This window comes from candidate division WOR-3 bacterium, from assembly GCA_039803925.1.
Classification (GTDB): Bacteria; Hydrothermota; Hydrothermia; order Hydrothermales; family JAJRUZ01; genus JBCNVI01.
On the sequence record JBDRZL010000012.1, the window covers coordinates 41,735 to 60,215 of the forward strand.

The following is an 18,481-nucleotide window of genomic DNA, read 5'->3' on the forward strand; positions in this document are numbered from 1 at the left end:
TCTCCTGAGCCTATTTTTCACTGTTAGCGGTCTAAGAGGAATTTCACTTTTATCTCTCACCCCAGAATATGTTTTAAGAGTTGCAGCCAGTTTCTGTAATCTCTATGAAACCCCTTTTTTAATTGTAGGAAGGGATTCAAGACCCTCTGGAAGATATTTCATTCATGCTGTGATTTCAGCGGCACTTTCAAAGGGCAAAAAGGTTCTTGACTCTAAAATTGTCCCCACTCCAACACTTGTTTATTCTGTCAAAAATAGAGAAAAAGAATCCTCTGGTATTATTGTTACAGCCTCTCACAATCCACCTGAATGGAATGCTTTAAAATTTGTTCATCCAGAAGGGAGATTTTTATTTGAAGAGGAAATTGAAAGACTTAAAAAAGAAATCAGATTTTTTAACTGGGAAAAAACTTTTAATGTTGGAACATTTAAACCCTTTGATCCCATGGAAGAGCATATAAAGGGAATTATTGAAAATAAATTTGTCTTAACTGAAATAATTAAAGAAAAGAAATTCAAAGTTGGAGTTGATACAGCTGGTGGTGCAGGATTTGAAGCTTTTCCCCTTCTTCTTAAAAAATTGGGCTGTGAAGTTTTTACAATGGATACTCAATACGGAAAATACGAAAGACCCTTTGAACTCAGTGTGGAAAATATAAAAAAATTTGGAGATTTTGTAAGGGAAAAGGACTTGGATATAGGATTTGCAATGGATGCTGATGGTGATAGACTGCAGGTTGTAGCAAAAGGCGGTGAAATTTTATCAGAAGAAGAAACTCTTCCAATATGTTTATACTACTTACTCTCAAAGGAAAAAAGTGATATAGTTACAAATTTTTCAACAACAGAACATGTAGAGGATGTTGCTGAAAGATTTAATGTAAGGGTTTTGAGAACAAAAGTTGGTGAAGCAAATGTATTAAAAAAGATGATTGAAGAGGATGCAATCTATGGTGGAGAGGGAAACGGCGGAGTTATAGTTAAAAATTTCAATATGACAAGGGATGCCTTCTTTGCTTCAGCTCTTATTCTTTCCTTTTTAACAGAAATGGGAGATTCAAGGGAGTTCAAAAAATTGTTTAGAAAAAGAATAATGAAAAAACTTAAGTTTCCAATATCAGAAAGAAAGTTACCTGAGAAAATAGAGGAATTTCTATGTAATTTAAATTCCTCTGAGGTAAATAAAGAGGATGGTATAAGAGCAAAATTTCAGGAGGGTTTTATTCATGTTAGAGTATCAAACACAGAACCTGTTTTAAGAGTAATTATGGAAGCAAAAGAAACGGAGGTAATTAAAGAATGGGAGAAAAAGATAAAGGAATTAATTTAAATTTTGCAAGGAAATACAGACCCCAAAAATTCAGTGAAGTTATAGGTCAAGAAGTTATTAAAATAACTTTAAAAAATGCAATTATGATGAATAAACTGGGAAATGAGGTTCAGGCTCTTTTGTTTTCTGGACCAAGGGGAAGCGGAAAAACATCTGTTGCAAGAATTGTTGCAAAGGCTTTGAATTGTGAAAATATAAAGGATGGTGAGCCCTGTGATGAATGTTCTTCTTGTCTTGAAATAAAAAGAGGAGCATCACTTGATGTTCTTGAAATAGATGGAGCTTCTTACAGGGGTATTCAGGAAGCAAAAAACATAATTGAGATAACTAAACTTGTACCCACAAAAGCAAAATATAAAGTTTTTATAATTGATGAAGTTCATATGTTTTCAAAGGATGCCTTTAATGCCCTTTTAAAAACCCTTGAAGAACCACCCAAGAGAGTTTTTTTTATTTTTGCAACTACTGAACTTTATAGGGTCCCTGAAACAATTCAATCAAGGTGTTTAATTTTTGAATTCACTCCCATTCCTGAGGAAAAAATTTTTGAAAGATTAAAAGAGGTATGTGAAAAAGAAAATATAAAATATGATGAAAAGTCATTAAGATTAATTACAAAAATCTCAGGGGGTAGTCTGAGGGATTCTTTACAGAATCTTGAAAAAGCACTTTATTTTTCAGGAGGTGTTTTAACAGAGGAGAAAACAAGAATAGTTATAGGATTCTTGCCTCAAGAAAAAATGGAAAATCTTCTTCTTTTTATTTCAGAAAGAAAAGGAGATGAACTTCTCAAATTCTTAGACGAACTTCTATTCCTTTACACTGAAAAGGACCTTTTAAGGTCTTTCCTCTTCTTTTTGGAAGATGTCTTGAAGGATATGGAAAAAAATATTTATAAAAGATATTCAAGAAATCTATCAAAAACAGACATTATAAGATTTATGCAACATATATTTGATGTTGAAAAGATAATTTATTTTATACAGGATCCGAGAATTTTAATTCTACATGCCTTTTACAAGATGCTTTATCTTCCAAGAAGTTATGAAATTGAGGAAATCCTCGAAAAGGGAGGAGCTTTTGTCTTTTTTGAAAGAAAAGAAGAAAAGGTAAAGGAAGAAACAGAAAATAAAGAAACAAAACTTGAAGAAACTCCTTATGAAATCTTTTTACTTGAAATAGAAAATTTTAATAAACTTATTTATACTATTTTCAAAGAAAAAAGTAAAATTGAGGATAAAAATATTTACTTAAAAATAAAAGAGGGTATAGAAAGAGAAATAATAGAAAAGGAAAAGGAAAAACTTGAAGAAATGATAAAAAGAATTTTTGGTGAGAATTTTGAATTAAAAATTGAAGTTGAAAAGAAAGAAAAAGAGAAAACACAAGATCTTGATATAATTAAAAAATTAGAAAATGAGTTTTCCCTTTCTCTTTTAAAGGAGGAAGAAAAATGAAAGTAACTGTTTTAAATATAGAAGGTCTAAAGTTTAAGGGGATAAATGAAAAAGGAGAGGTAATAATCCTTGACTCAAAGGAATCAGGTCCTTCACCCATGGAAACCCTTCTAATTGCTCTTGGGGGTTGCACTGGAATGGATGTGGTTTCAATACTTAAAAAGATGAAAGTTAATTACACTTACTTTGGAATGGAAATTGAAGGAATAAGGAGAAATGAACATCCACGCGTTTTTGAAAAAATAAACTTAAAGTATTTTTTTAAAGGTGAAAACCTGGATTTAAAAAAAATAAAAAAGGCAATAGAACTTTCTCTTTCCAAATACTGTTCTGTAGCGAATATGCTGAATAAAGTTTCAGAAATAAATTATAAAATAGAAATAATATGAATAACCCCACTTTAACTCTTCTTTGGATTTTTTTCGGTTTCCTTTTTCTGCTTTTAACATTTATATCCTGTTCAAAAAAATGGGGCGTTTTTTCTTTCTATTCATTAATTTGTGCCTATTTTCAGTTTTATGATTTCAACATACTTTTAAATGTTATAATCTTTTTTTCACTTTCACTTATCACTATTTTTTTACTTAGGAAAGAACTATAAAATTTTATTTACTGTTTTTGTGAATAAGAGAAATCGCTGAGGATAAGGCTGTTGATGTAACAAACCCAAGATTTAAAATAATTCTTGAAAAAAGGTTTATAGAATTATGTTTTTTAAAAAATTTAAAAATTGATTTTCTTAAATAATGTTCAGATTTTAAGCCTAAATATCTCCTTGAACCACCATGAAAGTGCACAATTCTTATATCAGGAGCAAAAAATATTTTATATCCCTTTTCCTTCACTCTTAAACATAGGTCAATATCTTCTGCAAAAAGAAAAAAGCTTTTATCAAATCCTCCTACTAAATTAAAAATTTCTCTTCTTATGCTCATAAAAGCACCAACAACTCCCTCTACCTCACAGGCTTTATTTTCTTTTTCTAAATCAAGATAAAGAAACTCTCTTGTTACAGGATTATTTTTAAAGATAAAAGAACCAATTGACTTTCTTCCAAACAAAAGATACTTAAACCTGGGATACCTCCTACAACTGGGTTGAAAACTTCCATCAGGATATTCAAATCTTGGACCTAAAATTCCTAATTTTTCTTCTTTTTTAAAATATTCTTCAATTTTTTCAAAGGTTCCTTTTGGAATAACTACATCTGCATTTGAAAAAACAAGTATCTCTCCTTTTGCATATTTAGATCCAAGATTACATCCCCCTCCATAGCCAAGATTTTTTTTGCTTTCAATATATTTAAACTCAGGGAAAAAATTTTTTGCCTTTTCCAGAGAATTATCTGTTGAATTATTATCAACCACAATAACTTCACTTTCAAAATTCTTAACATTTTGAAAATTTAATTTTATGGAACGTAAAGTGTAAGGAAGATATTCCCCGCTATTAAAATTAACTACAATTACTGAAAATTTCACTTCTCTTCCTTATGTTTTACCTCTTTAATTTTTTCCATCTTTTCATCCATGAGACACTTACCGTTGAATATAACACCATCCTCTACAATAAGTCCCTTACAGTAAAGTTCACCATCAAATCTTGCACTCTTTTCCAGGTGAGCTTTTCCCTCGACAGTTAATTTACCTGAAAAAATCCCCCCAATTTTTACATTTTTTGCCTTAGCTTCTTGCACTCTAACTTTTCCACTCAATCCTATAATCAATATATCCTTTGTCTCAATGTTTCCTTCAAATTCTCCGTCAATCCTTATTCCTCCTCTTGCTTTTATTTCACCTTTTAGATATGTAGTTTCACCTATATGGGTATCTACCTGTGGTGTTGGTTCTTTATTCATCTTTTATTCTAATTTTTTAAGGAATTGAACCTATTTTGACTTCTTCAAATTTCGAAAGTTCTTCAAGAATCAAATTTTTTATTTCTTCCATCCTTTCAGGAGTTTTACCTTCAAATCTTAAAACAAGAACAGGTTGAGTATTAGAAGCTCTCACAAGACCAAAACCATCAGAAAAATTTATTCTAACTCCATCAATATCCATTATTTTATACTTTTTAGAAAATTTCTTTTTAAGTTTTTCAACAACTTTAAACTTGAACTCATCAGGACAATCAACTCTTATTTCCGGTGTTGAATAATAGTAAGGTATTTCATCAACAAGTTCTGAAACCTTTTTTCCAAAAGTGTCAAGCACCTCTATAAATCTTAAGGAAGCATAAATTGCATCATCAAATCCAAAAAATCTATCATTGAAGAAAAGGTGTCCTGACATCTCACCGGCAAGGGGAGCATTTTCCTCCCTTAATTTTGCCTTTATCAGAGAATGTCCTGTTTTCCAGATAAGAGGTTCTCCACCTAAATTTTTTATATACTCATAAACTCCCTGAGAACATTTAACATCAAATATAATTTTACTGCCTCTTCTTTCCTCAAGAACCTTCTTTGAAAGAATAGCAAGTATTTTATCTCCATAAATTATTCTTAATTTCTCATCAATAACTCCGAATCTATCACCGTCACCATCAAAACCAAAACCTGCTGTAAAATTCTTTTCCTCTCTCATAAAGTTTTTAAGATCTTCCATATACTTTTCCACAGTAGGGTCAGGAAGATGATTTGGAAAATTACCATCCGGTTCCATATAAATTCCCTTAAAACTTATTTTAAATTCCTTATAGAGCTTTTCAATCACAGGTCCACAAGTTCCGTTACCAGGGTCAACGAGAATTCTATATTTCTCAGGATCCCATATTCTCACTCTTTCCTTTATTTCCTTAATGTATTCATAAACTATATCCTCTCTTATCCATCTTTTACCATGGCCCTCTGAATATTCTCCCTTTTCAATTATTTCTCTTATTTTTTGAATTTCCTTACCATAAATTGTTTCTTTTCCACACATTATTTTTATACCATTGAATTCCTTTGGATTATGACTTCCAGTAATTTCAATTCCACCATCAAGACCGAATTTAAAAACTGAAAAATATAAGAGGGGAGTTGGAACCATACCTATGTCTATGACATTTAAACCAGACTTCAAAAAAGCATCAAGAAGAACTTCACTTATCCTTGGAGAGGAAAGTCTTGCATCCCTTCCAAGAGATATGGTTTTACCACCTTTAGAGATTAAATAACTTGCAATAGCCTTACCTATGTGCCAGACATTTTCATCTATCAAATCTTCATCAGCAATACCTCTTATATCATATTCCCGGAAAATGAAGGGATTTATCTTCATAGATTTATTTTAAAATAAAAAACCATAAAAAGAAAAATTAAAAAGAGTTTATGTTAAAATATTAATAATGGAAAAAATACTTGTAATTGGAAGCGGTGCAAGGGAACATGCTCTTTCTTATTCACTTATTAAAAAGGGACACGATGTATATGTGATTCCTGGAAATGATGGAATGAAAGAAGGTATTAAAATTTTTCCTGAAATTAAAATTGACTTTGAAAAAATTAAAGATTTTTTGAAAAGAGAAAAAATAAAATATGTTTTAGTTGGACCTGAAGAGCCTCTTGTAAAGGGTATCAAGGATTATCTCAAAGATACTGCCTTTGTATATGGACCATCCAAAAAAGAAGCACTCTTAGAAGGGGAAAAAACTTTTGCCAAAGAATTTATGGCTGAATACGGAATACCTACTGCTAATTTTGAAATTTTTGATGAATCCTCCAAAGCACATAAGTATATTGAAAAAAGGAAAGCACCACTTGTAGTAAAAGCAAGTGGTCTTGCACTTGGAAAAGGAAGCATTGTATGTAAAAATGAAAAAGAGGCCCATGAAGCAGTTAAAAAAATTATGGAGGAAAAAGTTTTCGGAGAAGCAGGAAATTTATGTGTAATAGAGGATTTTCTTGAAGGAATTGAAATTTCTCTTATTATTTCAGTTAGCGGTGATGAATATTTAAGTTTTATTCCTTCCCAGGATCACAAGAGAATATTTGATAATGACGAGGGTCCAAATACAGGTGGTATGGGAGCATATGCACCTTGCCCCTTTGTGAAAGAGTCTCTATTAGAAGAAATTGAAGAAAAGATTATTAAAAGAACTATTAAGGGAATGGTAAATAGGGGATTTGAATATCAGGGCTTTCTTTATTTTGGACTTATGCTTACAGAAAAAGGTCCTTATGTTCTTGAATATAATGTGAGAATGGGAGATCCAGAGGGAGAGGTCCTTCTATATCTCCTTGACACAGATCTATTTGAAATTATGGAGCTTACAAGAAAATTTAAAATTGGTAAATTAAAAAAACTTAAATTCAGGGAAGGTTACGCTACCTATGTGGTTCTTGCCTCAAAAGGTTATCCAGGGGAATATGAAAAAGGTAAATTAATAGAAGGATGGGAAAAAGTTGACTCCGAAGATAGAAAGGTTTTTTTTGCTGGTGTAAAAGAAATTGATGGGAAACTTTACACTAATGGAGGAAGGGTTATGGGAGTTTTAGGTTATGGAAAAAATCTTTTAGAATCAATTGAAAAAGCTTATGAAGGAGTAAATTTTGTAAATTTTGAAGGTATGCATTATAGGAAGGATATAGGCAAAAAGGGTTTAATCCCCTTTTAAATTTAACCTGGGAGGGTATAAAATGGATAAAAACATTTTAAAGGCTTTAAATGATCAGATGATAAGAGAATTTTTCTCATCCTATCTTTATCTTTCAATGGCTGCCTGGTTTGAAAAGGAAAACTTAAAGGGCTTTTCTAAATGGATGAAGGTTCAGGCATGGGAAGAACTTGGGCATGCAATGAAATTTTTTGAATTTATAACAGAAAGGGGAGAAAAACCTGAGCTTGAAAAATTAGAAAAACCAAAAGTAAATTGGAATTCACCCCTTGAAGTTTTTGAGGATGCTTATGAGCATGAGAAATTTATAACAAAAAATATACATGAACTTTATAAATCGGCTGAAGAACTAAATGACTACCCCACAAAAATTTTCTTACATTGGTTTATAGAAGAACAGGTAGAAGAGGAAAATCAAACTCTAACAATTCTTGATACTCTTAAAAAAATAGAAAAATCAACATCAGCTTTATACCATCTTGACTATAAACTTTCAAAAAGGGAATTTAAAAAACTAAATTTGAAACAAGAATAAAAATTAATGAAAAAAAGGAGATGGTTTTTAAAAACAGATAGAATTCCTTCAAGGGAAAATTTGCTTAATTTTTTACTTGAAATAAGAGAAATAGAGGATAAGGAAAGTTTTTTAAATCCTGAACTTTCCTATATATATTCACATTTTAAATTAAAGGGGGTTCATGAATCAGCAATAAAATTAAAAGAAGCAATAGAAAAAAATGAAAGGATAGGGCTCTATTTAGATTATGATGTAGACGGAATAACAGGTGGAGCGCTTTTGTACAGAAATCTAAAAAAATTCGGAGTAGAACCAGAAGTAAAGCTCCCGAACCGTTTAAAAGAGGGCTACGGTGTTCAAATTGAAGGTTTAAAGGAATTAAAAGATAAAGGCGTAAAACTCGTTATTACCGTTGATTCAGGAATAAGAGCCTTTGAAGCAGCCGAATGGGCATTTAAAAACAATATTGATCTTATCATTACTGACCACCATGTTCCTTCAAAAGAACTTCCTCCTGCCTTTTCAATAATAAATCCACATATCAATTATCCTTTTAAGTATCTTTCAGGTGTTGGAGTAGTATTTAAATTTTTACTTTATTTTAATGAAATTATGGGAAGAAATATAAAAGAACTTTTATGGGACCTTGATCTTGTTGCTCTTGGAACAGTTGCTGATATTGTTCCACTTGTATCTGAAAACAGAGTTTTTACCTATCTTGGAATGAAAGTTTTAGAAAAATCAAAAAAGGTGGGTATTAGAGCACTAAAAAAAATTTCAGGAAGAGAAGAAAATTTAAGAACAAAAGATATCGCCTTTATACTTGCACCGAGACTCAATTCAGCTGGAAGAATAAGTGATGCAATATTATCCTTTAAACTTCTTGTATCCAAAGAAAGAGAAGAAGTTATAGAAATAGCAAAAAAACTTGAAAAACTTAATAAAGAAAGACAGAAGGAACAGGAAAAAATCTTAAAAGAAGTGATTTCAATTATTGAAAAAGAAGAAAAAAATAAAGATTACTTTATTGTAGTAAAAGGGAAAGATTTTCATCCAGGTGTAATAGGAATTGTATCATCAAAAATTACCGAAAAATATTCAAGACCTTCAATTGTTTTCACAGAGGAGGGTGATATTTTAAGGGGTTCTGCAAGGGGAGTAAAAAATTTAAATCTTATGGAAATACTTGATAAACTGAGTGACATAATTATTGAATACGGCGGGCACAAAAGTGCTGCAGGTCTTAAGATTTATAAAAGGGACTATGAAAAATTTGAAGAAAGGATAAATACAATAACTTCCCTTTTAGTTAAAGAGGAAGATTTAGAGCCTGAAATTGAAATTGATGCAAAATTTCCTATAGATGAATGGGATATAAATCTTTATAAAGAAGTTATAGAAAAACTTGAACCCTTTGGTGAAGGTAACCCCAAACCAGTTTTTCTTGAGGAAGAAGTTTTCTGTATGGGTAACATAAAGCTAAGAAAAAATAAACACCTTGATTTTTACATAGGCAAAAATGGGAAATTCTTCAGAGCCTTTGTTCCTGAAAGACCTGATGTTTATAATAGAATAATATCAGGAAAAACAAAAATTTCTGTTATTTATACACCTGAAATTGATTATTATTCAAAAAATAAAAATTTATTTTTTAAAATTTTAGATCTTGATATTAAAGATGAAAGATTTTAAAAACAAAAATTTTTTAATAACAGGTGCTTCCTCAGGTCTTGGAAAAGCACTTGCTTATAAAATTGCAAAAGAAGGCGGTAACATTTTAATTGGTTCAAGAAAAAGAGAAATTCTTGAAAATATTAAAGAAGAAATTCTTTCAAAATATAATGTTAAGGTTGAAACCTTCTTTTTAGATGTTACTGATGAAAATAGTGTTAAAAATTTTATTTTTGTAGCACTGGAAAGTTTTGACAGTATAGATTGTCTTATAAATAATGCTGGAATGGGTTTATATTCAAAAATTGAAGATGTAACAAAGGAAGATTTTCAAAAATTATTTGACCTTAATGTTAAAGGAATTTTCTTTCTAACAAGAGAAGTTATTCCCTACATGAAAAAACAAGGGAAAGGAATTATTGTAAATGTTTCCTCCCTTGCCGGTTATGTAGGAACTCCCTATATGAGCATATATGCAGCAACAAAATTTGCAGTTCGCGGTTTTACTGATTCTTTAAGAAGGGAATTAAAACCTTTTAGGATTAAAGTTATTGGTGTTTATCCTGGTCCCTTTGAATCAAACTTTTTTAAAAATGCAATAAATAAAATTGGAGCCCAGAATGTTTCAAAAAATAAATTGATGTGGTCTAACTCAGAAAAGGTTGCAGAGAAAATTATAGAAGGTATTAAAAAAGGCAAAAAGAATATATACATAAAACCCCTATGGAAAGTAATTGCTAAAATGCATGATAATATTCCCTTTTTATTTGACCTTTTCCTTTCCTCAAATAAATATTATAAAAATTTTGAAAATTAATATCTTCTTAAGTAAATAACTGTTCCATCAGGAAACTTTTTTGTAAAAGGAAACTCTTTTTTTAAATAATCTTCATAATCCCTGAAACTGTATTTCATATAAAAGAGTTTATAAATACCCTGAAAGATAATTATTCCATCGACAGGAATAAGTTTAAATAAATAATCATAATCTTCAAAATATGTTAGGGGAAATATACATGTTCTTCCAGTATAAAAACCAATAAGAGCATCAGCATTACTTATTAAAAATTTATCCTCAGATGTTAGAGATTCAATTTCTTTTAAAACTTTTTCACTTAAAAGGAAACTTTCATTTCTTTTTATACCATCCTTAATGATATTTTTATTTTCATGAATTATAAGAATTAAAGTAAAAATTACAAAAAATTTAAAAAAGCTTTTAAAATTATTCAAAAAAGATATAGAAAAAAGAATTATAAGAGGTGAAAGATAAAGTAGAAAGCGATGTTCAGGATTTATAAATCCAAGAATAGGTGCAAATATTAAAAGAGATAATATTAGAAAAGATTTTAGTTTTTTTAAATTTTCATCAGAACTTTTAAACAAAAAGGCAAAAGGAAAAAGATAAAAGGGGGTTAATTTATCAAGGGTTTTAAAATAAAAAAATAAAGAATCAATTTTATTTTCAATAAAAGAAGAAAATCTTATATTCAAAGAAGTTTTATAGGGAATATTTGCAAATTCAAATCCATAAAGAGAATAAAAACCGAGATTAAAAAAGGGATTATCTGTTATTTTATAAATTCTTATAAGCCAGGGTAAAAGGGGTAAAAAAACTGAAATAAGAAAAATAATTATGTTTTTAATACTTACCTTATTTCTATAAAAAATAAAGAAAGCAGGGAAAAGAAATAAAAGGGAAATATAATACCTTGTCAGAATAAAAAGAGAAAGAAAAAAACCTGATAATAAAAAATTTCTTAAATTTTCACCTTTAAATAAAAAAATTAAAAATAAAAAAAATAAAGAAACAGCAAAAGGTTCTGATAATCCTTTAAAAGTTAAATCAAGATAAATTGGGTTTAACATAAAAAAAATAAGTGTTAAAATTTTATTGCTATCTTCTAATTTAAAAATATCAAGAAAAATTAAAAGAAATATTCCTGAAATTATGTAAAATAAAAAACTTGTTAAAAGAATAGTTTTATCACTTATCCCAAAAATTTTGAAAGAAATTGAAATTGAAAGGGGATAAAGTGGCATTCTTAAAATTGATGGAACTGGTATTTTCCTTGAAAAATCAAAGGCAAGTTGAAGGGCATAAAGGTTATTTACAAAAAAATTCTTTTTTAAAACTAAATTTTTTGCAATGTTAGCATACTCATAGGTATCACTTGTTAAATGAAAGGTTGAGTGAGGATATTTTTCTATAAAGATTATTCCTGATAAAAATAAAATAAAAAGAAAAATTATGGATAATTTATTTTTCTTTAAGAATTGAATCATAGGCGTAGAGAGAGGCACCATACATACCTGCTTTATCCTTTAAATCTGCCATTTCAATTTTTATATTTAAAAGGTAATGGGGAACCCTTAAAGAATACTCTTCAAGAATAAAGGGATAAAAAATTTCAAAAGCATTTGAAATTCCTCCACCTATTATAAATTTTTGTGGTGAAAATACCTTTGCAAAATCAGATAGTGCTATTCCAAGTGCCCATCCTAAATTTTTAAAACATTCAACTGCTAAGGTATCTCCCTTTTTTGCCATTTCATAAACTGCTTCTGGTTCTACTTTTAATGGATTTCTTGTTAAAATATGTTCAACTCCTTCTTTCTTTTTCTTATAAAGGAAATTCCTTATTCCTGTCTTTGAAGCAAAGGCTTCTAAGCAACCCTTATTTCCACAGTTACATATAGGTCCATCAGGGTCAATAGTTACATGTCCAAATTCTGCTCCAAGATTTTTATAACCCCTGAACAACTTCCCTTCAATGAAAACTGCCCCTCCAACACCTGTCCCAAGGGTTAGAAATATAAAACATTCAAGTCCTTTTGCCTTCCCAAGTTTCCATTCTCCATAAGCATTCATATGACAGTCATTATCAAAAAAAACTTTTTTCACTTTCAATCTATCTGTTATAACTTCATCAAGATTTTTTCCAAATAAAAAAGGGAGATTTGGAGCAAACCTTAAAATGTTACCTTCTTCAATAACACCTGGAATTCCGAAACCGATAGCTTTTAATCCTTCAATTTTATTTAAAAATTCTATTATTTCTTCTAAGAAATCTTCTTCAGGATTTATTTCAAATAATCTTTCATCAAAAAATTTTTCACCATCATATAGACACAATTTTACTCTTGTTCCACCTATATCGCAACCAGCCACTTTTATTTTCATTTCAATTATTATAAAGCATATCATTATTTTTATGGAAAAAATAATATTTGACCTTCACCAGGATTTACTTGAACCATTGCTTAGGGGAGTTAATTTTGAAAAAAACTTTTTCAAGTTTAATGTTATATCTGTATTTACTCCTTTTATATGGAAAGATAAAAAATTTATTGAAACTCTCGATATTTATAAAGCTTTAAGAACAATTGAAACATATAGGGAATTTGCTGAAAAAAGTGGTTTAATTATTATTGAAAAAAAAGAGGATTTAAAAAGGGTTCTAAATTCTGATAAAAAGGGGTTTATCCTTGAAATTGAAGGATGTTCCTTTATACTTGATAAATATATTTTAAAGGCATTTATTAATCTCGGTGTTAGAATTTTTACACTAACATGGAACTTTTCAAATCACATAGCATCCTCCTGTGCTGAAAAAAATGATTTTGGTTTAACGGATTCTGGAAGAAAAATTGTTGAAGAGATAGTTTCAAATAAATGTATAATTGATCTTGCCCATGCTGGAAGAAAAACCTTTTATGATGTTTATAAATTAAAAATTCCTTTTATTGTTTCCCATACCGGAATTCTTAATAAGCCAAAAAGTAAGAGAAATATTTCTTTTGAAGAAATGAAAAGAATTAAAAAGAGAAAGGGAATTGTTGGAATTGGTCTTGGTAACATTTTTTTTGAAAGGAAAATTAATAAAAATGAGGTTTTAAAGGAAATAAGAAAGTTAATAAAAAAATATCCTGAAAATATAGCACTCGGTTCAGATCTTTTCGGTTTATCAGAAAAACACATAATTGAGGGTTTATACTCTTATAAGGAAATAAAGGAAGCCTTTAAAGAATTTCCGGAAAATTTTTTATATTTGAATGCTTATAAATTTTTTGAAGAAAATTTAACTTAAAAATGGTTGATACACTATTTTTAACAATTGCCTTAATGGGAGACCTTGTGCTCGGCAATGTTTTGAAAGATAGAATTCCCCCTGATTCTGGATTTATTTTATTTAAAAAAGTTAAAAATTTTATAGAAGAATCTGATTTATCCTTTGCAAATTTTGAAGGAGTATTTAATATTGATGTAACAGATAGAAATAAAGAATATAGATTCCTTTTTCCTTTAAGTTCATTAAGGGGTCTTAAAAAAAGTGGAATAAAAGGATTTTCAATTGCAAATAATCATATCTATGATGGAGGGGAAAAGGCAGCAAGAAAAACTTATGAAATTTTAAAAAAGGAAGGTTTCATAGTTTCAGGTTTAAAAGGAACCTTTGATACTTTTAGAATTAAAAATTTAAAAGTTGGTTTTATTGCCTATTCAGTTTATGATTACACAAACAATTTATTGAGGGAAGAGGATTTAAAGTTATTAGAAGTTTTAGCAAAAAAAACTGATATTTTAATTGTATCAATTCATGCAGGAACAGAAGGTGATTCTGCAATGCATGTAAAAGATAAGTTTGAATACTTTTATGGTGAAAAAAGGGGGAATGTAAAAAAATTAGCAAGGTATTTAGTTGATATAGGTTCTGATATAGTATTTGGTCATGGTCCACATGTTATAAGGGGTATTGAGATTTATAAGGAAAGAATAATTGCTTATTCACTTTCTAATTTTGCCTGTTTCTGGGGATTAAATCTTTTCTATCCGAGAAATATATCATTTATATTAAAGGTGAAAGTAAATTCAGTTGGGGAATTTATTGAGGGGGAAATAGTTCCATTAATATTAAATCCACCTGGTATTCCTGAATATGATGAAAAGGAAAGGGCTTTAAAAATTTTAGAAAAACTTATAAAAGAGGATAAATTAGAAAATGTAAAAATAGAAGGGACAAAAATTTTAAAGTTTTAATTTGGAATAATTTTATAATATTACTCTATAACATTTTACATTTTCTTTTATCCCTTTAATTTTCATATATCCTATTTCTTCTATTTTTATTATTGATGGGAGTTTATTTTTTGTACTTTCATCAATTATAATTTCATTGTCAAGAGCTAATTCTTCAAATCTGGAGGCGAGATTTACGGCTTTACCTATTGCAGTGTAGTCTAATCTTGTCTTTGAGCCTATATTACCTACAACTACATCTCCAGTTGAAATTCCTATTTTTACTCTAATACCAAAACCAAACTCTTTTTCAAATTCCTCATTTTTCATTAATATATTTTTTATCAAATCAATTGCTGACTTAACCGCTTCTTCAGCAGCATTAATTGAAACATAAGGAACTCCAAATAAAGCCATTACACAATCTCCTATAAACTTATCAATTACACCATTATATTTAAATATTGACTCTGTTGCAATATTAAAATATTTATTTAAGTAAGAAACAAGTTTTTCTGGTGAAAATTTTTCACTTAAAGAAGTGAAATTACTTATATCTGCAAACATTATACTAATTTCTCTTTTTATTGTTTCAGCTGAAAGAGTGCTTTTACCCTGAGCTATTAATTGATTTGCTAAATGAGTTGGTAAATATCTCATAGCAAATAATTTAATCTCTGTTTCTTTAATAATTTCTTCTTTATAATGCTTGAGAGTTTTAATCATTTCGTTAAAAGAATTAGCAAGCTCTCCAATCTCATTTTTTGCCCTTACATTAACTTGATATCCAAAATCTCTGGAAATTATTCTTTTGATGCCTAAATTTAGCTCTTCTATAGGTTTTGTTAAATATCTTGAAGATAAAATTCCAAATATTATACTAAGAAAAAGAAATATAAAACCTGTTAAAGATGAAAATGTATATAATCTTCTTAAGCTTGCATAAACTATTTCATGGGGCTGAGAAACTACTATTCCCCACTCAAGAGAAGGTAAGGTTGTAAAAGTTCCAAGTAGTTTTCTATTTTTATAATCAATATAATTTTGAGAAAAAGCTATATCAAATTTTAAAATTTCTTTGGAATTCTCAAAATTTTTAAAAAAACCAATTTCCTTTAATTTTTTTTTCTCTTTTACAAATTTAATTTCTGGATGCGCAATAACATTTCCATTTTTATCCAAAATAAAAATAAGGTCATAAATATTAAATCTCCGAAAAGAAAGTTCTTTCAAATAAGAAGAAAGATAGGAAAGAGAAAATCCAGCAGATAAATATCCAATTAACCTATTATCAGACGTTTTCCACTTTTTAATTGCTTCAAGAACTGGGAAGGAATCTTTTTCTGAATAATATAGACTATAAAAAGTTGAATCTGAACGAATTATTTTTATTTTATCGGTTATGTCTTTTAAAATACCGTATTTAGGAGAAGAAAATTGATCAATAAGTCTACCGTTTACATCATAAATACCAATATAATTAATGTTGGGTTCAAAAGAAAGATAAATCTTAACATATTCAATTTTTTTTTCAATATTTAAAGCATTATCATTAAATATATCAATCACATAATTTAAAGCTTCTTCAATTATTTCAGTTTTTTGAAATAAATCTTTTTTTATCTCATCTGAAATAGCAACTGCATACTCTTTTGCTGAAAGAGTCAGGGAATCTGTATTTATCTTTGCAAGAATCAAAGTCAAAAAGAAAGTGGTAAAAAAAACTATAAGAGAAAAAGTAAAGGCAATTTCATTTCTAATTTTTCTCTTTATCATTTAAAAATTACATTCTAATTTCAAGGGCAATACCCAGAATACTATACAGATGCTTTTTATTTCTCATAAAAAAATATTTATCTGAAGAATTGCTGAAATATATACTTTTTGTATATAAAGTCAAAAAAGAATTTTTAGATATCTGTAAATTAAAACCAAACTCAAATTCCGCGGAAGGATCAAAAAACTTCGTCCATCTTTCACCAGCTTGTGCAATAGTATTTTCATTCAAGATATTTTTCCACCATGTTCCACCAATCCCAATCTTAAAAAAAGGAACAAAATTAGAGGAACCAAAATCTAATCTTAAACCGCAACTCCCTGTAATAACTTTGGTTACAAAAATTGAATCATAATCTGCACTGCCAGCAATATATTTTTTCTTTTCAATTGAACCAAGACCAATATCAAAATAAAAACCTCTAAAGTAGGAATATTTTTTTTCAAATCCTATTTTGGCATATATGGAGTTTGCTTTTAACAATGGCAAAAGGAAAAATCCCATTCCAAAATTGATTATTTTAAATTGCCTTATGTAAGGATTTATAAATCTGTATTCTTTACTTTCATTACCTACTTGGTCAATTATCTTTACATTAATTAATCTTGTCTCTGGAGAAATAGAAAAAACAAAAAAACTGTCTTCTTTTGCTAATATTTTATTTCCATTTATAATAACTAAACTTAAGGGCTTAGTTTTTCCAATTAGAAAAATATTTCCATAATTATCCTGCTCAATTTTATAGTTCAATTTTGGTTTTACTGTATCCTTTACTACACTAAATTTAAAAACCTTTGAAAATTTTCCTTCAAAATTATCCTCATCAATTCCACTTAATCTCCAATAATATTCACCTTCAGCAAGTTTGAGCTTTATTGAATCTAAACTCAAAATAGTATCTAAAACCAAATCTCTAAACAGGGTATCTTTGGCACATTGAAAATGAGCTAAAGTAGAAGTTTTTTTCCATCTAAATAAAACTCTCAAATCATAAAGTATTTCATTATCTTGCGGACCTAAAAGTTCTGGTATTTGAGGTAAAGGTCTGGGCGGCTCAGGCGGCTTACCCATTTCAACTTTCGTTCCCTCTCCTTCATTCACTCTTACCTTTTGACCCATTGCTGATACATCTGCATTCCCTTCATAAATAGCAATTAAACTTCTTAAACTCTTATCAACAAGAATTTTGCTATTTTTAGATCTCAGTTCAACAAGAGCCGCCGGTGTATTTACAACAAAATTTTCATCTTTGCTTAGCTTACTTAAAAGCGGTCTCAATGCTCCGCTCTGTAATTCAACTCTGTTAAAAGGACTTTTTTCCCTTTCCTCTTTTAAAAGACCATATATTATTAAGAGTGCATCTTCATCTAAATTTATTCTTCCTTTCCCAGGAAACAATATTTCAGCATTAGAATTCCTTTTTGTATTTACTTTATAAAGTTTATATAAAAAAGCTTCAGGGAAAGCCTTTATCCATTCTGGTCTTAAAAATACAGGTTGAATCAATACCTCATTTTTAAAATAACTCAAAATTGCATCAGGTGAATGAATTGAAATTTCAACCCGACGGTTCTTTCTTCTTCCTTCTTCCGTATCGTTTGGAGCAATTGGATTTTGGGACCCTAAACCGTAAGTATAAATACGATCAGGATGAATACCAAAATTTTTTACTAAATATTTTTTTACACTTGAAGCACGTTTTTGAGAAAGAGCAATATTTATTTTCTCTGAACCAAGATTATCGGTATAACCAGTTATGTCAATTATTATATTAGGATCACTTATTAACTTCTGTGCCACATTTTTTATAACCTCTTCACCCTCTTTTGTTAGATTAGTATCACCTTTTTCAAAATATATTCTTCCAAGTATTTCACCACTAACTAATGAATTGATAGAAATTATTAAAGAGAAAATCATCCTCATTTTTATAACTTCATTTTAAAAATAAATTTTAAATCTTTCATTAAAAAAAATCAATTAAATGTAAAATATCATAACATTTTAAACTGGTTATTAAAATTTTCGGTTTTACTCTATTTTTTTCTCCTAAAACTTTCCGCTCCCCCTTAAACTTGAAAATATTATCATCCGATACATAAATTTTTATCTC

At 28.9% G+C, this 18,481-nt stretch carries 16 protein-coding genes; 9 read left to right on the forward strand and 7 right to left on the reverse strand.

Translation table 11 applies throughout. The features are described 5' to 3' along the window. The first annotated feature begins 4 nt into the window (after positions 1 to 4). Genes ABIN17_06140 through ABIN17_06150 form a run of 3 tightly spaced genes read left to right on the forward strand, consistent with a single transcriptional unit; the run spans position 5 to position 3,176 of the window. Positions 5 to 1,330, forward strand: a complete 1,326-nt coding sequence (locus ABIN17_06140) for a phosphoglucosamine mutase (protein ID MEO0284632.1) — start codon at positions 5 to 7, stop codon at positions 1,328 to 1,330. Further along, positions 1,300 to 2,787, forward strand: a complete 1,488-nt coding sequence (dnaX, locus tag ABIN17_06145; protein MEO0284633.1) for a DNA polymerase III subunit gamma/tau — start codon at positions 1,300 to 1,302, stop codon at positions 2,785 to 2,787. Before ABIN17_06140 ends, dnaX begins: the two co-directional genes overlap by 31 nt. After that, complete coding sequence (locus ABIN17_06150; GenBank protein MEO0284634.1) at positions 2,784 to 3,176, forward strand: OsmC family protein; 393 nt, start codon at positions 2,784 to 2,786, stop codon at positions 3,174 to 3,176. The genes dnaX and ABIN17_06150 overlap by 4 nt, the downstream gene beginning before the upstream one ends. A gap of 216 nt (positions 3,177 to 3,392) precedes the next feature. Here the strand turns inward: ABIN17_06150 and ABIN17_06155 are convergent, their stop codons facing one another. The 3 genes from ABIN17_06155 to ABIN17_06165 are packed head-to-tail and all read right to left on the reverse strand — an operon-like array spanning position 3,393 to position 6,047. Further along, a complete protein-coding gene (locus tag ABIN17_06155; GenBank protein MEO0284635.1) occupies positions 3,393 to 4,268 on the reverse strand; it encodes a glycosyltransferase family 2 protein in 876 nt (291 codons plus the stop codon). Next, complete coding sequence (locus ABIN17_06160; protein ID MEO0284636.1) at positions 4,265 to 4,645, reverse strand: polymer-forming cytoskeletal protein; 381 nt, start codon at positions 4,643 to 4,645, stop codon at positions 4,265 to 4,267. The genes ABIN17_06155 and ABIN17_06160 overlap by 4 nt, the downstream gene beginning before the upstream one ends. 16 nt (positions 4,646 to 4,661) lie before the next feature. Continuing rightward, positions 4,662 to 6,047, reverse strand: coding sequence for a phosphomannomutase/phosphoglucomutase (locus ABIN17_06165; protein ID MEO0284637.1), 1,386 nt, complete (start codon positions 6,045 to 6,047; stop codon positions 4,662 to 4,664). Between the two features lie 67 nt (positions 6,048 to 6,114). Between ABIN17_06165 and purD the strand changes: the two genes are divergently transcribed. From purD to ABIN17_06185, 4 genes are read left to right on the forward strand one after another with little or no spacing between them, the layout of a single operon-like run. Beyond that, positions 6,115 to 7,383, forward strand: a complete 1,269-nt coding sequence (gene purD / locus ABIN17_06170; protein ID MEO0284638.1) for a phosphoribosylamine--glycine ligase — start codon at positions 6,115 to 6,117, stop codon at positions 7,381 to 7,383. Positions 7,384 to 7,405: 22 nt separating this feature from the next. Further along, a complete protein-coding gene (locus ABIN17_06175; GenBank protein MEO0284639.1) occupies positions 7,406 to 7,918 on the forward strand; it encodes a ferritin in 513 nt (170 codons plus the stop codon). 6 nt (positions 7,919 to 7,924) lie between these two features. Then, positions 7,925 to 9,592, forward strand: a complete 1,668-nt coding sequence (recJ, locus tag ABIN17_06180; protein ID MEO0284640.1) for a single-stranded-DNA-specific exonuclease RecJ — start codon at positions 7,925 to 7,927, stop codon at positions 9,590 to 9,592. After that, complete coding sequence (locus ABIN17_06185; protein ID MEO0284641.1) at positions 9,579 to 10,388, forward strand: SDR family oxidoreductase; 810 nt, start codon at positions 9,579 to 9,581, stop codon at positions 10,386 to 10,388. The genes recJ and ABIN17_06185 overlap by 14 nt, the downstream gene beginning before the upstream one ends. On the opposite strand, the gene ABIN17_06190 is transcribed toward ABIN17_06185, so the two are convergent. Both ABIN17_06190 and ABIN17_06195 read right to left on the reverse strand, forming a co-directional pair. After that, complete coding sequence (locus ABIN17_06190; protein MEO0284642.1) at positions 10,385 to 11,878, reverse strand: hypothetical protein; 1,494 nt, start codon at positions 11,876 to 11,878, stop codon at positions 10,385 to 10,387. The genes ABIN17_06185 and ABIN17_06190 overlap by 4 nt on opposite strands. After that, positions 11,832 to 12,779 (reverse strand): ROK family protein, encoded by a 948-nt coding sequence (locus ABIN17_06195; GenBank protein MEO0284643.1) that lies wholly within the window; start codon positions 12,777 to 12,779, stop codon positions 11,832 to 11,834. Before ABIN17_06195 ends, ABIN17_06190 begins: the two co-directional genes overlap by 47 nt. A 7-nt stretch (positions 12,780 to 12,786) precedes the next feature. Here ABIN17_06195 and ABIN17_06200 point away from each other — a divergent pair, with 7 nt between their 5' ends. Together ABIN17_06200 and ABIN17_06205 are read left to right on the forward strand one after the other, a co-directional pair. After that, positions 12,787 to 13,662, forward strand: coding sequence for a membrane dipeptidase (locus tag ABIN17_06200; protein MEO0284644.1), 876 nt, complete (start codon positions 12,787 to 12,789; stop codon positions 13,660 to 13,662). Between the two features lie 2 nt (positions 13,663 to 13,664). After that, on the forward strand, positions 13,665 to 14,612 hold the full coding sequence (locus ABIN17_06205) for a CapA family protein (protein ID MEO0284645.1): 948 nt from the start codon (positions 13,665 to 13,667) through the stop codon (positions 14,610 to 14,612). A gap of 12 nt (positions 14,613 to 14,624) precedes the next feature. Here the strand turns inward: ABIN17_06205 and ABIN17_06210 are convergent, their stop codons facing one another. After that, entirely contained in the window at positions 14,625 to 16,367 is a 1,743-nt protein-coding gene (locus ABIN17_06210; GenBank protein MEO0284646.1) for an adenylate/guanylate cyclase domain-containing protein, read from the reverse strand. Positions 16,368 to 16,374: 7 nt separating this feature from the next. Then, on the reverse strand, positions 16,375 to 18,288 hold the full coding sequence (locus ABIN17_06215; GenBank protein MEO0284647.1) for an OmpA family protein: 1,914 nt from the start codon (positions 18,286 to 18,288) through the stop codon (positions 16,375 to 16,377). Between the last annotated feature and the right edge of the window lie 193 nt (positions 18,289 to 18,481).

Coding starts and splice junctions, on each gene's coding strand:
- ABIN17_06210 (MEO0284646.1), bottom strand. CDS start 16,367: ATGATAAAGAGAAAAATTAGAAATGAAATTGCCTTTACTTTTTCTCTT.
- ABIN17_06160 (MEO0284636.1), bottom strand. CDS start 4,645: ATGAATAAAGAACCAACACCACAGGTAGATACCCATATAGGTGAAACT.
- ABIN17_06190 (MEO0284642.1), bottom strand. CDS start 11,878: ATGGTGCCTCTCTCTACGCCTATGATTCAATTCTTAAAGAAAAATAAA.
- dnaX (MEO0284633.1), top strand. CDS start 1,300: ATGGGAGAAAAAGATAAAGGAATTAATTTAAATTTTGCAAGGAAATAC.
- ABIN17_06185 (MEO0284641.1), top strand. CDS start 9,579: ATGAAAGATTTTAAAAACAAAAATTTTTTAATAACAGGTGCTTCCTCA.
- purD (MEO0284638.1), top strand. CDS start 6,115: ATGGAAAAAATACTTGTAATTGGAAGCGGTGCAAGGGAACATGCTCTT.
- ABIN17_06200 (MEO0284644.1), top strand. CDS start 12,787: ATGGAAAAAATAATATTTGACCTTCACCAGGATTTACTTGAACCATTG.
- ABIN17_06175 (MEO0284639.1), top strand. CDS start 7,406: ATGGATAAAAACATTTTAAAGGCTTTAAATGATCAGATGATAAGAGAA.
- ABIN17_06215 (MEO0284647.1), bottom strand. CDS start 18,288: ATGATTTTCTCTTTAATAATTTCTATCAATTCATTAGTTAGTGGTGAA.
- recJ (MEO0284640.1), top strand. CDS start 7,925: ATGAAAAAAAGGAGATGGTTTTTAAAAACAGATAGAATTCCTTCAAGG.
- ABIN17_06165 (MEO0284637.1), bottom strand. CDS start 6,047: ATGAAGATAAATCCCTTCATTTTCCGGGAATATGATATAAGAGGTATT.
- ABIN17_06195 (MEO0284643.1), bottom strand. CDS start 12,779: ATGATATGCTTTATAATAATTGAAATGAAAATAAAAGTGGCTGGTTGC.
- ABIN17_06205 (MEO0284645.1), top strand. CDS start 13,665: ATGGTTGATACACTATTTTTAACAATTGCCTTAATGGGAGACCTTGTG.
- ABIN17_06150 (MEO0284634.1), top strand. CDS start 2,784: ATGAAAGTAACTGTTTTAAATATAGAAGGTCTAAAGTTTAAGGGGATA.